This window comes from Shewanella sp. YLB-07, assembly GCF_009377275.1.
Map to the genome: position 1 here is coordinate 555,595 of NZ_VOQB01000001.1, position 19,431 is coordinate 575,025.

15 protein-coding genes and 3 tRNA genes are annotated in these 19,431 nt (G+C 45.2%); 13 read left to right on the forward strand and 5 right to left on the reverse strand.

Features of this window, described 5'->3' with window-relative positions:
* Positions 1–2 precede the first annotated feature (2 nt).
* Positions 3–965, reverse strand: a complete 963-nt coding sequence (locus FS373_RS02270; protein ID WP_407695668.1) for a DmsE family decaheme c-type cytochrome — start codon at positions 963–965, stop codon at positions 3–5.
* 422 nt (positions 966–1,387) lie between these two features.
* On the opposite strand from FS373_RS02270, the gene FS373_RS02275 reads away from it, so the two are divergent.
* From FS373_RS02275 to glnS, 3 genes are all read left to right on the forward strand, one after another.
* The gene (locus tag FS373_RS02275) at positions 1,388–1,657 is read left to right on the forward strand and encodes a FeoA family protein (RefSeq protein WP_144047288.1); all 270 of its coding nucleotides are present in this window, start codon (positions 1,388–1,390) and stop codon (positions 1,655–1,657) included.
* Positions 1,650–3,941 carry a Fe(2+) transporter permease subunit FeoB gene (gene feoB / locus FS373_RS02280; RefSeq protein WP_152828975.1) on the forward strand — a complete coding sequence of 764 codons (2,292 nt, stop codon included), beginning with the start codon at positions 1,650–1,652 and terminating at the stop codon, positions 3,939–3,941. Before FS373_RS02275 ends, feoB begins: the two co-directional genes overlap by 8 nt.
* Positions 3,942–4,156: 215 nt before the next feature.
* Entirely contained in the window at positions 4,157–5,827 is a 1,671-nt protein-coding gene (gene glnS, locus FS373_RS02285; protein ID WP_144047286.1) for a glutamine--tRNA ligase, read from the forward strand.
* Between the two features lie 82 nt (positions 5,828–5,909).
* Here the strand turns inward: glnS and FS373_RS02290 are convergent, their stop codons facing one another.
* Positions 5,910–6,506, reverse strand: a complete 597-nt coding sequence (locus tag FS373_RS02290) for a Yip1 family protein (RefSeq protein WP_144047285.1) — start codon at positions 6,504–6,506, stop codon at positions 5,910–5,912.
* Between the two features lie 387 nt (positions 6,507–6,893).
* Here FS373_RS02290 and miaE point away from each other — a divergent pair, with 387 nt between their 5' ends.
* On the forward strand, positions 6,894–7,682 hold the full coding sequence (gene miaE / locus FS373_RS02295) for a tRNA isopentenyl-2-thiomethyl-A-37 hydroxylase MiaE (RefSeq protein WP_144047284.1): 789 nt from the start codon (positions 6,894–6,896) through the stop codon (positions 7,680–7,682).
* A 76-nt stretch (positions 7,683–7,758) separates the two neighbouring features.
* Here miaE and FS373_RS02300 read toward each other — a convergent pair whose 3' ends face one another.
* Together FS373_RS02300 and FS373_RS02305 are read right to left on the reverse strand one after the other, a co-directional pair.
* Positions 7,759–8,493 (reverse strand): UDP-2,3-diacylglucosamine diphosphatase, encoded by a 735-nt coding sequence (locus FS373_RS02300; protein WP_144047283.1) that lies wholly within the window; start codon positions 8,491–8,493, stop codon positions 7,759–7,761.
* A gap of 9 nt (positions 8,494–8,502) precedes the next feature.
* Entirely contained in the window at positions 8,503–8,997 is a 495-nt protein-coding gene (locus FS373_RS02305) for a peptidylprolyl isomerase (RefSeq protein WP_144047282.1), read from the reverse strand.
* 263 nt (positions 8,998–9,260) lie between these two features.
* Here FS373_RS02305 and cysS point away from each other — a divergent pair, with 263 nt between their 5' ends.
* Complete coding sequence (gene cysS / locus FS373_RS02310) at positions 9,261–10,640, forward strand: cysteine--tRNA ligase (protein ID WP_144047281.1); 1,380 nt, start codon at positions 9,261–9,263, stop codon at positions 10,638–10,640.
* A 350-nt stretch (positions 10,641–10,990) separates the two neighbouring features.
* Here the strand turns inward: cysS and folD are convergent, their stop codons facing one another.
* On the reverse strand, positions 10,991–11,851 hold the full coding sequence (gene folD, locus FS373_RS02315; protein WP_144047280.1) for a bifunctional methylenetetrahydrofolate dehydrogenase/methenyltetrahydrofolate cyclohydrolase FolD: 861 nt from the start codon (positions 11,849–11,851) through the stop codon (positions 10,991–10,993).
* A 411-nt stretch (positions 11,852–12,262) separates the two neighbouring features.
* Here folD and FS373_RS02320 point away from each other — a divergent pair.
* The 8 genes from FS373_RS02320 (at position 12,263) to FS373_RS02355 (ending at position 19,347) form a co-directional block, all read left to right on the forward strand.
* Positions 12,263–12,339: transfer RNA gene (locus FS373_RS02320), tRNA-Pro, on the forward strand.
* Positions 12,340–12,529: 190 nt separating this feature from the next.
* Positions 12,530–12,606 (forward strand) — tRNA-Arg (locus tag FS373_RS02325).
* Positions 12,607–12,614: 8 nt separating this feature from the next.
* Positions 12,615–12,690, forward strand: a tRNA-His gene (locus tag FS373_RS02330).
* Between the two features lie 253 nt (positions 12,691–12,943).
* Positions 12,944–14,248, forward strand: a complete 1,305-nt coding sequence (gene tig / locus FS373_RS02335) for a trigger factor (protein ID WP_144047279.1) — start codon at positions 12,944–12,946, stop codon at positions 14,246–14,248.
* A gap of 90 nt (positions 14,249–14,338) precedes the next feature.
* A complete protein-coding gene (clpP, locus tag FS373_RS02340; protein WP_144047278.1) occupies positions 14,339–14,950 on the forward strand; it encodes an ATP-dependent Clp endopeptidase proteolytic subunit ClpP in 612 nt (203 codons plus the stop codon).
* 81 nt (positions 14,951–15,031) lie between these two features.
* A complete protein-coding gene (gene clpX, locus FS373_RS02345) occupies positions 15,032–16,309 on the forward strand; it encodes an ATP-dependent protease ATP-binding subunit ClpX (RefSeq protein WP_144047277.1) in 1,278 nt (425 codons plus the stop codon).
* A gap of 149 nt (positions 16,310–16,458) precedes the next feature.
* Entirely contained in the window at positions 16,459–18,816 is a 2,358-nt protein-coding gene (gene lon / locus FS373_RS02350) for an endopeptidase La (protein ID WP_144047276.1), read from the forward strand.
* Between the two features lie 258 nt (positions 18,817–19,074).
* Positions 19,075–19,347, forward strand: a complete 273-nt coding sequence (locus FS373_RS02355) for an HU family DNA-binding protein (RefSeq protein ID WP_013052264.1) — start codon at positions 19,075–19,077, stop codon at positions 19,345–19,347.
* Positions 19,348–19,431: the final 84 nt, after the last annotated feature.

Here is a 19,431-nt window from a genome sequence, read left to right on the forward strand (position 1 = left end):
TCTTAACGCTGCAGTAGCTTACCGGATGGATGATTAGAGCCGTGTACTTGGCTATGGCAGTTCATACAGGATTGCCCCGCATTGAAGGCATTCTTCTGATTAGCGAAAACAGCGTTCGATGTGTGTCCATCAGAAGCGTGGCAACTCTGACAGAGCTGAGGTGGCTTACTGATAAGCATGGCTTCATTCACGCTGCCATGAGGGTTATGGCAATTGGCGCAGTTATCCGTGACAGGTGAATGTTCCCACAGCTTTGGACCGCGTTTCTCTGCATGACATGAATAGCAGTTTTCATTCACACTCATCTGCTTGAGGCTAGAGTCACTTAAACTTCCATGGGGGTTATGACAATCACTACACACCATCTGTTGCCATTTCAGCGGGTGAGAAGAGCGCTTATGGATGTCGGCTTTCTGTTGGGTGTGACATGAAGTACAAACTTCGACTTCTGTTTTACGATCACTGATTGGGTCGTGTCCGGTGTGGATCGAGTGACAACTGGCACAACTGACATCGGCGTTGTCGTGGTGATTACCACTCCAAGCCATACGCTTGTCATCATTATGACAGCTCATGCAGACACTATTTTGTTTTTGGGCCGGAACTGGTGAGTTAGCACCGAAGGTGATCATTGGCTCTTTGCCGCCTCGGTTGTGTTTGCCTAATGGACCATGGCAGGCTTCGCACTGCAGATCGGCCATCGGAGAGCCCTTGACGCTGGTATTACCGTGTACACCGTCAAACAGCGCCATCACCTTGGCACTCTTTCTGTGACACATTAGGCAAGTATCAGCGCCTTTTGAGGAGTATTTACCTTCGGCAAATTTTTGGTCGAGAATCGTTTCTACTTCGGCAGGGTCTTTATCATCCCAAGGAGCAGCCGCTAGATGTAAACTAAATACTGTTAATAAAAATAACAGGCAAGGTAAGGCCTTGCTTTTTGTCCAAGCAGATCCCATGTTCATCATCACACATCCTGAGCGCTATTTTGCTAATAATTGTTATATTAGTAATTATCTAATTTACTAATACATAACTATAGAGCATGTGCATTACATTTGAGTCACATTTGCGGTGATTTCGTCCGGTAAAGAGTGATGATTATGAAGGGAAAATCTAAAATGTGATCTCGATCACTGTAGGGTGCGATTAATAAGCTCAATAATTAAGTAATTGATAATTATTCGTATTAGCTTGTAGTTGGATTTATTTGATTACAATCATTTATTAGTTGGGACTTTTGTCACATAATATAGAATACAATTGAAAACTATTATCGTTCCCAATGCGAAAAGTTGATCTAGGTAAAGTTATTCTTCTTGTTCCTCCGTTAAAATTAGTTCGAGTTTAAGAATTATTGAGACCTGTTAAAAGGTATAAAAGCATAATGAAATTAAGCGATTTAAACCCTGGCGATCACGCCACGATTTCAGAGGTTGGCCAGTTGAGTTTGCCATCTGTGGTTAAACGAAAATTACTTTCCATGGGGATCACCCCAAACACGTCATTCTTCATGATCCGTAAGGCTCCGATGGGATCCGGGCTTTTGCTCGATATTCGAGGCAGTCGATTATGTATGCGTCGTGACCTTGCCGACATTATTGATGTAGAGATAGTTAGAGCAGATACAGTTAAGGCGGTACTAACGAATGGCTAAGCAGTTTCATTGTGTGACTGTCGGTAATCCTAACGCGGGTAAATCGACACTTTTTAATGCACTCACGGGTGCCAATCAACAGGTTGGTAACTGGTCTGGGGTCACAGTAGAGAAGAAAACAGGCTTATTTACCCTAAATGGTACCGATGTTTCTCTAACCGACCTTCCTGGTATCTATGATCTACTGCCTGCCGGTAAAAGCTGTGATTGCTCGTTAGATGAGCAGATAGCACAGCAGTTTCTTGCCGAGCAACAGATAGACGGTATTATCAATCTCGTCGATGCGACCAATATTGAGCGACATCTGTATCTAACGATTCAGCTGCGTGAGCTTGGCATACCTATGATTGTCGTGCTCAACAAGATAGATGCGGCCAAGAGCCACGGCATCGAAGTCGATGTTGAGCAGATGAGCAAAACCTTAGGTTGTCCGGTTGTGGGTGTTTGCTCACGGGATGAGGCCGATATCGAGAAAGTGAAGGCGCAAGTTGTGATTTTGTTCGAGGGCAAGGTGTCCGAGAAAGCCTTGATTCTCAATTATGACGCTCGAATTGAGACAGGCGTCACCAGTTTATTGTCCAGTGATACAAGCCTAAGCCGTGGCCGCGCGCTCGCCATGTTGGCCAATGGAATAGGGTGTGGTCAGTGCAAGAATGGCCAGATGCACGATGAGGTTAATGAGTGCTCTGAATCGATTTCCAGGCAGGGCCAAGATATAGAAGTTATGGTGGCCACCACACGTTTCGACTTCGTCCAAAGTGTCTATGACTCCTCTGTATCATCGGATGGCAGTGAAACCCTGAGTGACAAACTAGATAAGGTGATTCTTCACCCGGTGGCCGGCGTGCCAGTATTTCTGTTTGTTATGTATCTGATGTTCATGTTCAGTATCAATGTGGGTAGCGCGTTTATCGATTTTTTCGATATTACCGCTGGCGCTATCTTCGTCGATCACTTAGGTGCATTGATGGCGAGTCTTGGTTCGCCGGCTTGGTTAGTTACTATCATTGCTGGTGGTATTGGACAAGGTATTCAGACGGTAGCGACCTTTATTCCTGTCATCGCCGCGCTGTTTTTAGCGCTGTCTGTGCTCGAAGGCTCGGGCTATATGGCTCGTGCGGCGTTTGTTGTCGATGGCCTTATGCGTCGCATCGGTCTGCCGGGTAAAGCTTTCGTGCCTATGATAGTGGGCTTTGGCTGTTCGGTACCCGCTATCATGGCCACACGTACTTTAGGCAGTGAACGTGAGCGCATAGTAACAGGTATGATGGCGCCGTTTATGTCCTGCGGTGCACGGCTTCCTGTGTATGCGTTGTTTGCCGCCGCCTTTTTTCCTGAGTCGGGACAGAACCTGGTGTTTTTACTCTATATCATAGGAATATTAGCCGCGGTAGGGACTGGTTTACTCTTGCGCTCGACCTTGCTTCCTGGCAGCAGCAGTGCTGTGGTGATGGAGTTACCGAGTTACGAGAAACCCAAATTTAAGACGGTAATGAACCGTACAGGTAAACGGACCAAGAGTTTCATTCTTGGTGCGGGCAAGACTATCGTTATCGTGGTGACCTTGCTTAACTTCGTCAACGCCATAGGCGTAGATGGTACCTTTGGCCATGAAGATAGCTCAGAGTCCGTGCTCAGCGTTGCCAGCCAGAAAGTGACGCCATTTTTCGGCCCAATGGGAGTGGAGCAAGATAACTGGCCTGCCACTGTGGGGATTATCACCGGGATATTTGCCAAAGAAGCGGTAGTCGGGACTCTTAACAGCTTGTATAGCACAGCTGGCTCGGGTGACGAAGAGCTTGCACCGTTCTCTGAAACACTCAAACAAGCCTTGAGTACTATTCCGGAAAACTTGTTCGGTATCGCACTCGATGATCCCTTGTCGATCTCTGTGGGTGATGTGTCTTCGGTGGAAGCTGCATCGGAAGAGTTAGAGGTGGATACTTCGACCTTCACCGCGCTTCAGGCGGGTTTCTCTGGGATCACGGCAGCCTTTGCCTATTTGTTGTTTATCTTACTCTATACACCCTGTGTCGCGGCGATGGGCGCGTTAGTGGGAGAGTTTGGTGGGCGTTGGGCTGCATTTGCCGGGGTTTGGACTTTTGCCTTAGCTTACGGCACGGCGACTGTCTTCTATCAGGCGGCGACGTTCGGGGAGCACCCGCTTTCATCGAGTCTGTGGATTGGTTTCTTTATCAGTGCGCTGGCTATTTTCTATATTTGGTTGAAGGTGAAAGCCAAACGGACTGAGATGGTCACATTAGATGTAAAAGTGATCACATAACAAGCAAGTCGTAGTCGAATATAATAAAAAAGCAGCGTTTATTCGCTGCTTTTTTATTATATGGTTTTTTGTTGCTGTTTTTTGCTATCAGGCGTTGTATCTGGCACTGAGATAGTAGATTATCTTTCCAATTACATCAAAATATGCCATCCCATAAAGCTAATTGTATATACAAGCAGGCTAATGGTTGGCCAGCGTTCTCTAAGAGGAATCACATGAGCCATGTGGACAGCGAAGTTCGTCCCAGTAACTTCATTCGTAACATCATAGATGAAGACCTTGAAAGCGGTAAGCACACCAGCGTGCATACACGTTTTCCACCTGAGCCTAATGGCTTTCTTCATATTGGTCATGCTAAATCTATCTGCTTAAACTTCGGTATAGCAAAGGATTACAAGGGCCAATGTAACTTACGTTTTGATGATACCAATCCTGAAAAAGAAGATATCGATTATGTTCATTCGATTCAGGACGATGTGAAGTGGTTGGGTTTCGAGTGGTCTGGAGATATTCGCTACTCGTCTAATTACTTCGATCAGCTACACGGCTATGCTGTTGAGCTGATCACTAAGGGCTTAGCTTATGTCTGCTTCCTAAACAGTGAAGAGACTCGTGAGTATCGCGGTACATTGAAAGCACCGGGTAAGAACAGTCCTTATCGTGAGTCTTCAGCGGCTGAGAACCTTGAGTTGTTTGAGAAGATGCGTAGGGGTGAGTTCAAAGAGGGTGAATGTTCACTCAGAGCTAAGATAGATATGGCATCGTCTTTCATGTGTATGCGCGACCCTATCATCTACCGCATTCGTTTCGCTCATCACCATCAAACGGGTGATAAGTGGTGCATCTACCCTATGTACGATTTTACCCACTGTATCTCGGATGCCATCGAGAACATCAGTCACTCTTTATGTACATTAGAGTTTCAAGACAACCGTCGTCTGTACGACTGGGTACTGGATCATTTAGATGATTTTCAGGCGCCTAACAGAACTCGTCAATATGAGTTCTCCAGACTTAATCTTGAATACACCTTGATGTCTAAGCGTAAGCTAAATGACTTGGTTACCCGTGAGCTGGTACATGGCTGGGACGACCCCCGCATGCCTACTCTCGCAGGACTTCGCCGTCGTGGTTATACCGCCGCCTCTATTCGTGAGTTTTGTCTGCGCATTGGCGTGACTAAGCAAGATAATATGGTTGAAGTGGCCATGTTAGATGCCTGTATTCGTGAAGAGTTAAACGATAATGCTCCCCGCGCCATGGCGGTGATCAATCCGGTTAAGGTGATTATCGAAAACTATCCGCAAGGGCAAGTTGAGACTCTTCATGCACCCATTCATCCGAGTAAAGATGAGTTTGGTAAGCGTGAGATAACATTTGGCCGCGAGCTGTTTATCGATGCCGATGATTTTCGTGAAGAAGCCAATAAGAAGTATAAGCGTCTTGTACAAGGTAAAGAAGTGCGCCTTCGTAACGCATATGTCATTAAAGCTGAGCGCTGTGACAAGGATGCAGAAGGTAACATCACCACTATCTACTGTACCTATGATGATGAGACATTAGGTGTAAACCCATCTGATGGCCGTAAAGTGAAAGGTGTTATTCACTGGGTTGAAGCGAGCAGTGCTAAGCCTGCCGAGTTCCGTCTCTACAATCGATTATTTATCGATGCTAACCCTGCAGGGGCTGAAACAGTAGAGGATGTATTAAATCCTGATTCTCTTGTGGTGAAGCAAGGTCTAGTCGAAGCGGGTCTTGTGAATGCTGCAGCGGAAAAAGCCTATCAGTTTGAGCGTGAAGGATATTTCTGTGCAGATAGCAAAGATTCAACGCCAGACAGCTTAGTCTTCAACCTGACGGTAGCGCTGCGAGATTCTTCACAGTAGTTAGTTGATATAAAAATTGATGTATTAAAAAGGCTTTAGGGGAAACCCTAAAGCCTTTTTTGTTGTCCTAGATTCCTAGATTCTATTGATACATAGGGCCAAAACCCATACTCCAGAGGATAACGCTCGATGCCATCAAGGCGACCAGCAGTACCAGGCCAGCAGTGACCACTGAGCTGGCATAGATGAAGCCTTTTTCTTCAGGAATATTCATGATAATAGGGACACCGGTATAGAGCAGATAAACTGAGTAGGCGAGTCCGAAGAAGCCGACGACCATCACAAACCAAATAGCGGGATACAATGCGGCGAGCCCCACCATAAATAATGGGGTTGCCGTGTAAGATGCGAGTTCCAGTGCTTGAGTATAGCTAGGATCAGCATCGAACGTCTTTGCCATCCAAAAAGCCAGATAAGCGAGTGCAAACACACCGGCAATGAGTCCAAAATACATGCCTCCGGACATCAATAGTGCACTTTCTTGTGTTAGAAAGAGTCGATCGCCAACACCTAAGTCCCATCCCAGTTCAGTAGCTGCGATGAAGGTACAGATCACTGGAATGAGTGCAATGAGCAATATGTGGCTCAGACTGCTCTTGAGTGCTTCATGATTCTGCTCAATTGTGTGCCATTCTTCTTTTGGATGTGTGTAGAGTCCCATTAAGTGATTCAATATCATTATAATTATCCTTGTTTAGCTTTAACTTTTGCTCGCCAAACTTCAGACGAGCCTACATGCCTATTGGTCTAATTCCCAAAGACCTTACGGCTCACGATACCCAATGCCAATCAATGCTCTCACTAATGTCTAGCTCATATTTCCAATAATTGCATGGTGTAAGTTTATTTATTGAACAAAACAGGCTCTTAGTCAAGCTGAACTTACCTCATTTGTTAATTATTTGTTTCTAAGTTTGTATTCCTGTTTGTTTGATCGAGTTCAAACTTCTGGATTAATAATTCAGGATAAGAAATAACGATTAAATTGATCCCTCTGCCTACCCGAGTCGATGCTAGAATAATGCACCCATAAAGATGACATTTATTTACTTCGAGAACAGAGTCCATGCAGCAATTGTTAGCCCCGATCCATGATTTTTTAGGATGTGAAACACCAGATGCCTGGATTGAAGTGGCTAAAAAGCCGGAAAGTCTACCTGAGTTACTTATCGATCACTGTAACTGTGAATTAAAAGCGGCGCAGACGGCCATGTTTCTTATTCGGAAATATGCAATCGATAAAGACAGTGGCAAATTGTTACTTCAATGGGCAAAACCCTATGAAGAATTTATCTATCAAAAAGACAGAGACATAGACGCCTTTTTATCTCGTGACAGTAAAAAAAATGATTTTTCCGGGGAGCTAGTCGCTAAACCCGGCTTCGATCATGGCTCCGAACTGATAAGTAAGATGGTTCGTCTTATCAAAGAGGAGTTTCATCATTTCGAGCAGGTGTTAGAGATTATGCAAGCACGAAATATCCCTTACCAGAACATGACAGCGGGTCGTTATGCCAAAGGCATGATGAAGCAAGTCAGGACACATGAGCCAGCAGCCTTAGTCGATAAGCTCATCATAGGCGCCTTTATTGAGGCTAGATCCTGTGAGCGCTTCGCAAAACTGGCGCCCTTTTTAGACGATGAACTCAACCGGTTCTATGTTTCTCTGTTACGCTCAGAAGCGAGACATTATCAAGATTACCTGGTGCTAGCGGAACTGATTCAGGCCAATGCTATGACTAAGAAGAGTGTGCCTGTGAGTGAGCGAATAGCCGTTATCCGCCAGACTGAAGCTGAGCTAATTTTATCTGTCGATCCTGAGTTTAAATTTCACTCTGGCGCACCAGTGACCTAATACCTTTTGAATCTGTTTCGAACTATTGGGGGCGGTTTTTGTAGGGGAGAGAGCCAGTAAAGACTTAACGAAGTCATTACTGGGCTTGAAAGGGCAGGCTGGTTAAGGCTAGATTATCTTTCGACACGCTAAGCACGCTGCCTTGTTCGTACCAGTCACCGACCACAATTCGCAGATTCTCAATTCCAGCCTGATTTTTACCTAAATAATGAATATCGGGTCTATGGGTATGGCCATGGATCATCTGTGTTGCGCCGCAACTATTCATTAGTTGAGTAACGGCATCTTTCTCTACATCCATGATGGTGTAGCTTTTATTCATATTACTCGCCTGACTCTTTGCACGTATCTTGGTTGCAATATTTTGGCGAGTGCGCTTAGGAAGGCGTGAATAGATCCACTTAACCACTGAGTTATTTCTGAAGCGTCTGAATCTTTGGTAGCCCTTATCGAGTGTGCATAGGCTATCGCCATGAAGGAGCACAGTAGCAATGCCATATAGATTAAGGCTATGGAGTTCTGGCAATAAGGTTATGCCAGATCGTGTTGCAAATTGATTACCAATCAGAAAATCTCGATTTCCATGGATATAATAGATAGGCAGGTTTTGTGAGATGCCATGGAGTTTATCGGCTAACTCATTAGCGAAGGGCTCGGCAATATCATCGCCTGTCCAGACTTCAAATAGGTCGCCAAGTATATAGAGCGCTTCGGCATCATCGAGTTGGGTATCGAGAAACTGATTGAAGGCGAGTGTAATATCAGGGCGATCTGCAGATAGATGCAGATCGCCTATAAAAAGTGTGCGCATTAAGCTGATTTATTCGGCAATGGTCACTTTCTCGATAATTACAGCTTCTAGAGGCACATCTTGATGCATGCCCTTGTTACCTGTGTTTACCGCTTTAATCTTGTTGACCACGTCCATGCCGGCACTGATCTTGGCAAATACGCAGTAACCCCAGCCCTGTGCTGTCTCTGATTTGAAATCCAGGAAGGTATTGTCATTGATGTTGATGAAGAACTGAGCCGTTGCCGAATGGGGATCCGATGTTCTGGCCATAGCCACAGTGCCTATCACGTTCGACAAACCATTGTTTGCTTCGTTCTGGATGGTTTCACCGCAAGGCTTCTGCTCCATATCTTCAGTGAAGCCACCACCTTGAACCATGAAACCATCGATAACGCGGTGGAATACCGTACCGTCATAGAAGCCATCTTTAGCATACTTGATAAAGTTTTCGGCAGTTAACTGTGCTTTTTCTGTCTCTAGTTCCAGGGTGATTTCACCATGGTTGGTATGAAGAGTGATCATGATTTGATTCTCACTAAATTTAGCAATAAGAAATTGTGGCAGGATTCTATCGTAATTGCCATTTCGCATAAAGAGCTAGTCGCTAATTTGCTTAAGAGAATAAAAATTTGATTGTCAGAGCGTGTGAGGATAAAACTCGTCCATATACTTGATAAAAAGCCGGGTTTCATGGTGAGAGTCACGTAAAACTGATGGAAGCAACATGGGGGCGATGTTAAACTGTCTAGCTAATTTTTATTGTTTTTTCGTTGAAGAGAGTAGCGATGTTGAAGTTATACAATAGTCTGACCCGCCAAAAAGAGGAATTCAAACCATTACAGCCAGGAAAAATTGGCATGTATGTGTGTGGGATCACCATCTATGACTTATGTCATATCGGTCACGGTCGAACTTTTGTCTCTTTCGATATGATTGTCAGGTATCTGAGATACTCAGGCTATGAGGTGAATTTTCAGCGAAACATTACCGATGTAGATGACAAGATCATCAAGCGCGCGGCTGAGAATAACGAAAGTTGTGAATCTTTGACTGAGCGTTTAATTGGTGAAATGCATCGTGATTTCGATGCGTTAAACATGAAACGCCCAGATTTTGAGCCTAGAGCCACACTACATATGCCTGAAATTATCGATATGGTTGAAAAACTTATCGAGAAGGAACATGCCTATGTATCCGATAATGGCGATGTGCTCTTTAGCGTGTCATCTTTCCCTGAATATGGCCGCCTGTCGGGGCAAAATATTGAGCAGTTGCAAGCCGGTGCTCGCGTCGAAGTCGAAGACACTAAACGCGATCCTATGGATTTTGTGTTGTGGAAGATGTCTAAACCCGGAGAACCGACCTGGGAATCTCCTTGGGGGGCCGGTCGTCCAGGATGGCATATAGAATGTTCGGCAATGAACAGTAAGCACTTAGGTCAACACTTCGATATCCATGGTGGTGGTTCAGATCTTCAGTTTCCACACCATGAGAATGAAATTGCTCAATCTTGCTGTGCCCATGACACACCTTATGTGAATTACTGGATGCACACTGGTATGGTAATGATCGACAAGGAGAAGATGTCTAAGTCATTGAACAACTTCTTCACCATACGTGATGTGCTTAAGCACTATGATGCTGCGACGATTCGCTACTTCCTGTTATCGGGTCATTACCGTAGCCAGCTTAATTATTCGGAAGATAACCTCAAGCAAGCTAAATCTGCACTCGAGCGTTTGTATACTTCACTTAAAGGTTTAGATCTTAGCGTTGAGCCTGCAGATGCCTCCGAATTTGTCGCTAAGTTTAAGGCAGCGATGGATGACGATTTTAATACGCCTGAAGCTTATTCGGTGCTGTTTGAGATGGTGCGTGAGATTAACCGTCTCAAAGGCAGTGACATCGCACAAGCGTCGGCATTGGGGGTTAAGTTAAAAGAGCTGGCCGAGGTATTAGGTCTACTGGAACAAGATGTCGATACCTTCTTCAAGGGGGAGGGCAGTGATGATGAAGTGGCTCAAATAGAGGCCTTGATCGTCGAGCGTAATCGCGCCAGAGCCGAGAAAGATTGGCCTGCTGCCGATGTGGCTCGTGATGGTTTAAATGCTTTAGGCGTTATCTTAGAAGATGGCCCTAGTGGCACCACCTGGCGTAAGAAGTGAAATTACTCTTTCCCATTAAAAAGCCTGCAGATGCAGGCTTTTTTGTGTCTGGAACACTTATGCCACGCCCCATGGATGGAAAGGTGTGGTATTTATGTCTGGAACATTTATGAAGATTTACCAAGGACGGGTATAAACCTTCGCTGTGCCTGGCCATAAATGTTCCATTCATTTATTGGCATTTCCGCTATCCGTGGCAGTCAGAACATTTATGCTTTTTAGAACCTAGAACCTAGAACCTAGAACCTAGAACCTAGAACCTAGAACCTAGAACCTAGAACCTAGAACCTAGAACCTAGAACCTAGAACCTAGAACCTAGAACCTAATAATATCCAAGCCTATAATCTATCTAGACTTTATCGTGATAAGTCTCGGCGGCATATAAAGTGTTCTCCAGCAGGCTGGCTATGGTCATTGGACCGACGCCACCGGGAACCGGGGTGATGAAAGCGGCATTTTCCGCCGCAACGTCATATTGAACATCACCCACTAAGCTGCCATCTTCAAGACGGTTAATCCCCACATCGATAACCAAGGCGCCGGGCTTGATCCAATCTCCAGGAATAAACCCCGGCTTGCCTACTGCGACCACAACCAGATCCGCTTGTCTGACTTTTTGTTCAAGATTGCGGGTGAATCTATGACAGGTGGTGGTAGTACAACCCGCGAGTAACAATTCAAGTGTCATAGGGCGACCCACTATGTTCGAGGCTCCCACTACGATAGCGTCTAAACCGAAGGTATCAACGCCAGTAGACTTAATCAGTGTCATGATCCCCATAGGTGTACATGAACGCAATACCGGAATGCGCTGAGCCAGACGGCCAACGTTATAGGGATGGAAACCATCAACATCTTTATCGGGTCTGATACGCTCGATGACCTTCGACTCTTCGATATGCTTAGGCAGAGGCAGTTGCACTAATATACCATCGATAGATGAATCGTTATTACACTCATCAATTAGCGCCAACAACTCCTCTTCAGACGTGCTGCTGTCTAAGTCATATGAGCGGGAAAGAAATCCGACCTCTTCGCAGGCGCGTCTCTTGCTGCCAACATAAACTTGAGACGCTGGATCTGCGCCGACTAAGATCACCGCTAAACCTGGAGCTCTCTGTCCTGCCTCTTTACGGGCGGTTACTTTTTCTTTTAGCTGTGTTCGAATGGATTGAGCGATCGCTTTGCCATCGATTCTTTGAGCTGTCATTGGGGTTGGATATCCTTTAATGGAGCGCGATAATGAAAACGGCGCCATTTTAACAGGACAAGGCTTGAGTGTCATTTATTAAGCTGTACAACAATCAGTTCTAAAATACGGATAATTTGAGTGGTTTTAGACCCGATAGTTTGTAAAGTAACCAAGCTCACTTTCTTTATAAAAAAACCGTTGACGCATGTCAGGCTAGGGGCTAAGATGCGCTCCGTTCTCAACGAGAAGCTAGATTGTTCTCGAGGTTAGCAGAAGATTGAATGTTTCTCCCAATTATAAACATTCTTTAAAATTTTCAAATGATAGACCTTCGGTGATTAGCGCAGCCGCTTTAGCATCCTTGTTTAGGATAAGAAGTGGAACAGAGGAACTCTGGTGTTGATTGCAGATAAAGTAAAAGTTGATTTTCGGTGATTAGCGCAGCCCGGTAGCGCATCTGGTTTGGGACCAGAGGGTCAGAGGTTCGAATCCTCTATCACCGACCAAATTTATTAAAGTAGGTTGTTAACCTTCCTGCTTTAAGGTCGAATAGGAACAGAGGCTAAGAGCTTCGAATTCTCACTCTTTATGAAAGAGAGTGGCCGACCAATTATATATTTATCTGAACACCAAGCAGATAAATGAAAGATACGTCTTTCAACGCTTATTCAGGATGTGAGAATTATCACTTTCGAAGCGCCCGTAGCTCAGTTGGATAGAGCACCCGCCTTCTAAGCGGGTGGCCGCAGGTTCGAATCCTGCCGGGCGCACCATATCAGTGGTGATTGTAGCTCAGTTGGTAGAGCCCCGGATTGTGATTCCGGTTGTCGTGGGTTCGAGCCCCATCAGTCACCCCATTTCTTTCAGAAGAAAGTAGAAAAGCGACCTTAGGTCGCTTTTTTTACGCCTGTAATTCGTGTTTTAAGGTCGACTCTGGGATAAAGCGTGGCTATAATGTCGCGTCTTGATAATTCTCAACTATGAGTGATTAGAGCCGGAATTCAGTTGTGATGGGCTTTCTAGTCAAATTTTAAGATCAAGAAACGAATACTTTAATAGTTGATCATTCGACTATTACAAAGGATGTAAGACTTATTTCGAGGTAAAACAATGCAAGTTTCTGTTGAAACAACTCAAGGCCTAGAGCGTCGCCTAACTATTTCTGTTCCTGCTGAGCAGATTGAAAAAACCGTTAATGAAGCATTAAAGAGCGAAGCAAAGCGTGCTCGTCTTCCTGGTTTCCGTCCAGGTAAGGTGCCAGTTAGTGTCATTAACAAGCGTTATGGCAAGGCTATCCGTCAAGATATCACCGGTGAAGTGATGCAGCGTAATTTCGTTGAAGCTATTGTTGCTGAGAAATTAAACCCAGCTGGCGCACCGACTTTCATACCTGGTGAGTCAGATACCGATAACTTCCAGTTTGTAGCGACTTTCGAGATCTACCCAGAAGTAGAACTAAAGGGTCTTGATGCAATCGTAGTTGAGCAACCAACTGCTGAAGTCACAGATACTGATGTTGACGCTATGATTGAAACATTGCGTAAGCAACACGCTACTTTTGAAGCTGTAGAGCGTGAAGCTGCTGATGGCGACAAGGCGATGATCAACTTCGTGGGTTCAGTTGACGGTGAAGAGTTTGAAGGCGGTAAAGCCGAAAACTTCGAACTACAACTTGGTAGCGGCCGCATGATCCCTGGCTTCGAGTCTGGTGTTGAAGGTCATAAAGCGGGTGAAGAGTTCGATATCGATGTCACTTTCCCTGAAGATTACCATGCTGAAAACTTGAAAGGTAAAGTTGCTAAGTTCATTATCACATTGAACGAAGTTCAAGCGGCTAACCTTCCTGAAGTTAACGATGAGTTTGCTAAGCTATTCGGTGTGACCGAAGGTGGTCTGGAAGCGCTTAAAGCTGAGATCAGCAAGAACATGGGTCGTGAACTTGAGCAAGCACTTAAAGCCAGTGTTAAAGAGCAAGTACTTAAAGGTCTACTTGAGCAGAATGAAATCGGCCTGCCTAAGTCGCTTATCGATGGCGAAGTTGAAGTATTGCGTAAGCAAGCGATGCAGCGTTTCGGTGATCAAGCTGCTAACATGCCTGAGCTACCTGCAGACCTATTCACTGAGCAAGCAGAACGTCGCGTAAAAGTTGGCTTACTACTTGGTGAAGTGATCAAGACTAACGAGCTTAAAGCTGAAGACGAACGTGTTCAGGCGCTTATTGCTTCTATGGCTTCAGCTTACGAAGATCCAAGTGAAGTTGTTGAATATTACAAGGCTAATCAAGAGATGATGCAGAACATGCGTAATGTCGCTCTTGAAGAGCAAGCGGTTGAAGCTTTGTTAAAAACTGCCAAAGTGACTGAAAAAGCAGTTAACTTTGAAGAATTTATGAACAAGGCTACACAACAAGGCTAAGCTTAGCTTGACTTAAATGGTGATTAACCATTTATAATGGCTCGTATGAGGTTCCTCATGCGAGCCGTTTTTATTTAGGGATTATAAATAATGCAAAATGCACCAGAATCAGTATTAAATGCACTAGTGCCTATGGTAGTTGAACAAACTGCCAAGGGTGAACGCTCGTACGATATCTATTCTCGCCTATTAAAAGAGCGTATCATCTTCCTGGTTGGTCCAGTTGAAGAGCATATGGCTAATCTTGTCGTCGCACAATTACTGTTTTTGGAGTCAGAGAGCCCTGATAAGGATATTTTCCTGTATATTAACTCTCCAGGCGGCTCTGTTACTGCCGGAATGGCGATCTACGATACTATGCAATTCATCAAGCCGGATGTCAGTACAGTCTGTATTGGACAAGCTGCTAGCATGGGGGCGTTTCTTCTTGCTGGGGGCGCTGCAGGTAAGCGTCATTGTTTGCCAAACTCCAGAGTGATGATCCATCAGCCATTGGGTGGCTTTCAGGGGCAAGCCTCTGATATCGCCATTCATGCTCAGGAGATATTGGGCATCAAGGATAAGTTAAACCAGATGCTGGCTGAGCACACGGGCCAACCACTGGAAGTGATTGAACGTGATACGGATCGTGATAACTTCATGAGTGCCAATCAAGCGGCAGAATATGGAATCGTCGATTCAGTGATGAGTAAACAGGGCTGATTTTTGTCTTTGGCTGAGCTATGCTGAGTAGTAAGGCGATAAGTAGATTTAAGTAGTGCAGACTGCGCAAGAGGTAGTGTAATGAGCGACAACAAAAGTACCGGTGACAGTGGGAAACTACTGTACTGCTCTTTTTGTGGAAAGAGTCAACATGAGGTTCGTAAACTCATCGCTGGCCCTTCAGTATATGTTTGTGATGAGTGTGTTGAGCTCTGCAACGATATTATTAGGGAAGAGATCAAAGAGATTTCACCGAAGCAAGATCAGGACAAATTACCGACACCACATGAGTTAAGAGCTCATCTGGATGATTATGTGATTGGGCAAGATAAGGCGAAGAAGGTCCTGTCTGTCGCGGTATATAACCACTATAAGCGATTAAAAAATTCGAGTCCTAAAGATGGTGTCGAACTCGGCAAGAGTAATATCTTGCTGATTGGCCCAACGGGTAGCGGTAAGACATTACTCGCCGAGACATTTGCGCGTTTTCTGGATGTGCCATTTACCATGGCCGATGCAACCACATTAACCGAGGCTGGTTATGTAGGTGAAGATGTCGAGAATATCATTCAGAAGCTGCTACAAAAATGTGATTACGACGTCGAGAAGGCGCAGCGCGGTATTGTCTACATCGATGAGATAGATAAGATCAGTCGTAAGTCTGATAACCCATCGATCACTCGCGATGTGTCCGGTGAAGGTGTTCAACAGGCACTGCTCAAGCTGATAGAAGGCACCGTTGCTTCTGTACCACCTCAGGGAGGACGTAAGCATCCTCAGCAAGAATTCTTACAGGTCGACACCTCTAAGATTCTGTTCATTTGTGGTGGCGCCTTTTCTGGTCTCGAGAAAGTTATCGAGCAGCGTAGCCATAAAGGCAGTGGTATTGGCTTTGGCGCTCAAATTAAGGGCGAAGATGATAAAGCCACTATCTCTGAGATCCTGATGCAGGTTGAGCCGGAAGATCTGGTCAAATATGGTCTGATCCCTGAGTTTATCGGCCGTCTTCCTGTTCTGTCGACATTGGCAGAGCTCGATGAAGAGGCCTTGGTGCAAATTTTGTCTGAACCTAAGAACGCCTTGACTAAACAGTTTGCAGCACTGTTTGAGATGGAAGGCGTAGAGCTTGAGTTCAGAGCTGATGCACTCAAAGCCATTGCAGCTAAGGCGATGACCCGTAAGACTGGTGCTCGTGGATTACGCTCAATCGTTGAAGGTATCTTACTCGATATCATGTATGACCTACCTTCCTCAGATGATGTTGCTAAAGTTGTGATAGATGAATCTGTCGTTAAAGGTGAATCTAGCCCTATACTCATCTATGAGAATAGTGAGCCTAAGGCTGCAGGCGCAGAGTAAGTTTCTCAGAAACAGACTCATCAGAATTGAAAGGGAGCCCATATGGCTCCTTTTTTATTCGCTCAGTTTATATATTTGTTGTTAGCCATTGAAACCAATCAATTCATCCCAATATAATCATTAGTATTATCATCAAACGGAATCGAGCTATGACACAAGAGAGTGAAGCGCGAATCGAACTACCCGTACTACCACTAAGAGATGTGGTGGTTTATCCCCATATGGTAATTCCGTTATTCGTAGGACGGGAAAAATCTATTCGTTGCCTGGAATCGGCGATGGAGCAAAACAAACAAATTATTCTGGTTGCCCAGCGCGATGCTGAGCTCGATGACCCAAGCATTGATGACATTTTTGAAGTGGGTACAGTCGCTTCAATTTTACAGTTGTTGAAGTTACCCGATGGCACAGTAAAAGTACTGGTTGAAGGTGGTAAGCGCGCGCGCATCGAGAAATATTCAGACGAGGAATCTTTCTTTGTCGCCACGGCTCAATACCTGGAATCTGAGCCAATGGTTGAGAAAGAGGAAGAGGTGTTGGTTCGTTCTGCCGTTGGCCAGTTTGAGGGCTACATCAAGCTGAATAAGAAGATCCCACCTGAGGTGTTAACGTCACTGTCGGGGATCGAAGAAGCCGCACGTCTTGCCGATACCATGGCGGCCCATATGCCACTTAAGCTCGAAGATAAGCAATCTGTGCTTGAGATGGTCGATGTTGCCGAACGTCTCGAGTATTTGATGGCCATGATGGAGTCCGAAATTGATCTGTTACAGGTTGAGAAGCGGATCCGTTCTCGAGTCAAGAAGCAGATGGAGAAGAGTCAGCGCGAGTATTACCTCAACGAGCAGATGAAGGCGATTCAAAAAGAGTTGGGGGACATCGATGAGTCTCACGATGAATTTGAAACCTTAGCCAAGAAGATTGAAGAAGCTAAGATGCCGGAGGAAGCCAAAGAGAAGGCGATCGCTGAGCTCAATAAATTGAAGATGATGTCGCCCATGTCGGCTGAAGCTACGGTTGTTCGTAGCTATGTCGATTGGATGATCTCGGTTCCTTGGCGTCAACGTTCTAAAATTAAACGTGACTTGGCCAAGGCACAAGATGTGTTAGACGCTGATCATTTTGGTTTGGAAAAAGTCAAAGAACGCATTTTAGAGTACTTGGCGGTTCAGAGCCGAGTCAAGCAGCTTAAAGGTCCAATTCTTTGTTTAGTGGGACCTCCAGGCGTGGGTAAAACCTCATTAGGACAGTCGATTGCTAGGGCAACCGGGCGCAAGTATATTCGTGTCGCCTTGGGTGGCGTACGTGATGAGGCCGAGATCCGCGGTCATCGTCGTACTTATATTGGCTCTATGCCGGGCAAAGTCATCCAGAAAATGTCTAAAGTAGGGGTTAAAAATCCGCTGTTCCTGCTCGATGAGATAGATAAGATGAGCAGCGATATGCGTGGCGATCCAGCGTCGGCTCTGTTAGAGGTGCTAGATCCTGAGCAGAATTCGACCTTTAGTGATCACTATTTAGAAGTGGATTACGATCTGTCCGATGTGATGTTCGTTGCGACCTCGAATTCGATGAATATCCCTGGCCCACTACTTGACCGTATGGAAGTCATTCGTCTATCGGGTTACACCGAAGATGAGAAACTTAATATTGCTAAGCAACACTTGTTGCCTAAGCAAATCGAACGTAACGGCCTCAAAATCAAAGAAGTGACAGTTCATGATAGTGCCATCATAGGTATCATTCGTTATTACACACGTGAAGCGGGTGTGAGATCGCTTGAACGTGAACTATCAAAAATCTGTCGTAAAGTGGTTAAGCGTATCTTGCTCGACAAGACGCTTAAGCATGTTGACGTGGATCAGGATAACCTAAAATCATTTTTGGGTGTGCAGCGTTGTGACTATGGTAAAGCAGAGTCCAATAACCAGATCGGTCAAGTGACTGGGTTGGCATGGACTGAAGTCGGTGGTGATTTGCTCACTATTGAGGCCACCTCGGTACCGGGTAAAGGTAAGCTAAGTTACACAGGCTCACTCGGTGATGTTATGCAGGAGTCAATTCAAGCTGCGATGACAGTGGTCAGAGCTCGTGCAGAACAGTTAGGCATCAATCCTGATTTCTATGAGAAACGTGATATCCATGTTCATGTGCCAGAAGGGGCAACACCGAAAGATGGGCCTTCTGCTGGTGCGGCTATGTGTACCGCATTGGTTTCTAGCCTAACGGGGAACCCTGTACGTGCCGATGTCGCCATGACAGGTGAAATCACCCTACGTGGTGAGGTATTGCCTATCGGTGGATTGAAGGAAAAGTTGCTTGCTGCCCACCGAGGTGGAACTAAAGTCGTGTTGATTCCAAAGGAAAATGAACGAGATTTGGAAGAGATCCCTGCAAACGTAGTCGCCGACTTGAAAATTTATCCGGTGCGCTGGATCGATGAAGTGTTAAAATTGGCGCTAGAGCGACCAATTGAAGGCTTCGAAGTCGTTAAAAACACGGGTTAACGCAAAAATTGCCCCTTTGTAGTAAAAAAATTGCAAAAAGGGGCTTTTTAAACTCGCTAGCTGTGGTAGCCTAGGTTGGTGGATAGCCCATTCTTCTCAAGCCCTTATGGCTACTGGTTTTGAGCTATTTCCAATTATATTTATCTTGCTTTTCCTACTGAGCTTGAGTTTTAAATTCAAGCTTGTTATAAAAGCCACCGCAGACCGCTCTAGCAAAGGATTTGGTTGCGGTGCAAAAATTACATTCAAGGGGATGACATGAACAAATCTGAACTAATCGAGAAAATCGCTTCTGGTGCTGACATTTCTAAAGCGGCTGCTGGCCGTGCATTAGATTCTTTCATCGGCGCAGTCACTGACGGCCTTAAAGATGGCGATAAGATTTCTCTTGTTGGTTTTGGTACTTTTGAAGTGCGTCAACGTGCTGAGCGTACTGGTCGCAACCCACAGACGGGTGCAGAGATCAAGATTGCTGCAGCAAACATTCCTGCATTCAAAGCAGGTAAAGCTCTAAAAGACGCTGTAAACTAAGATCCGTTTTACCACTCTTTTTAAAAGAGTTTCGTAAGATACAAGCACTGCTTTAGCGGTGCTTTTACGAATAATGAGTATGAC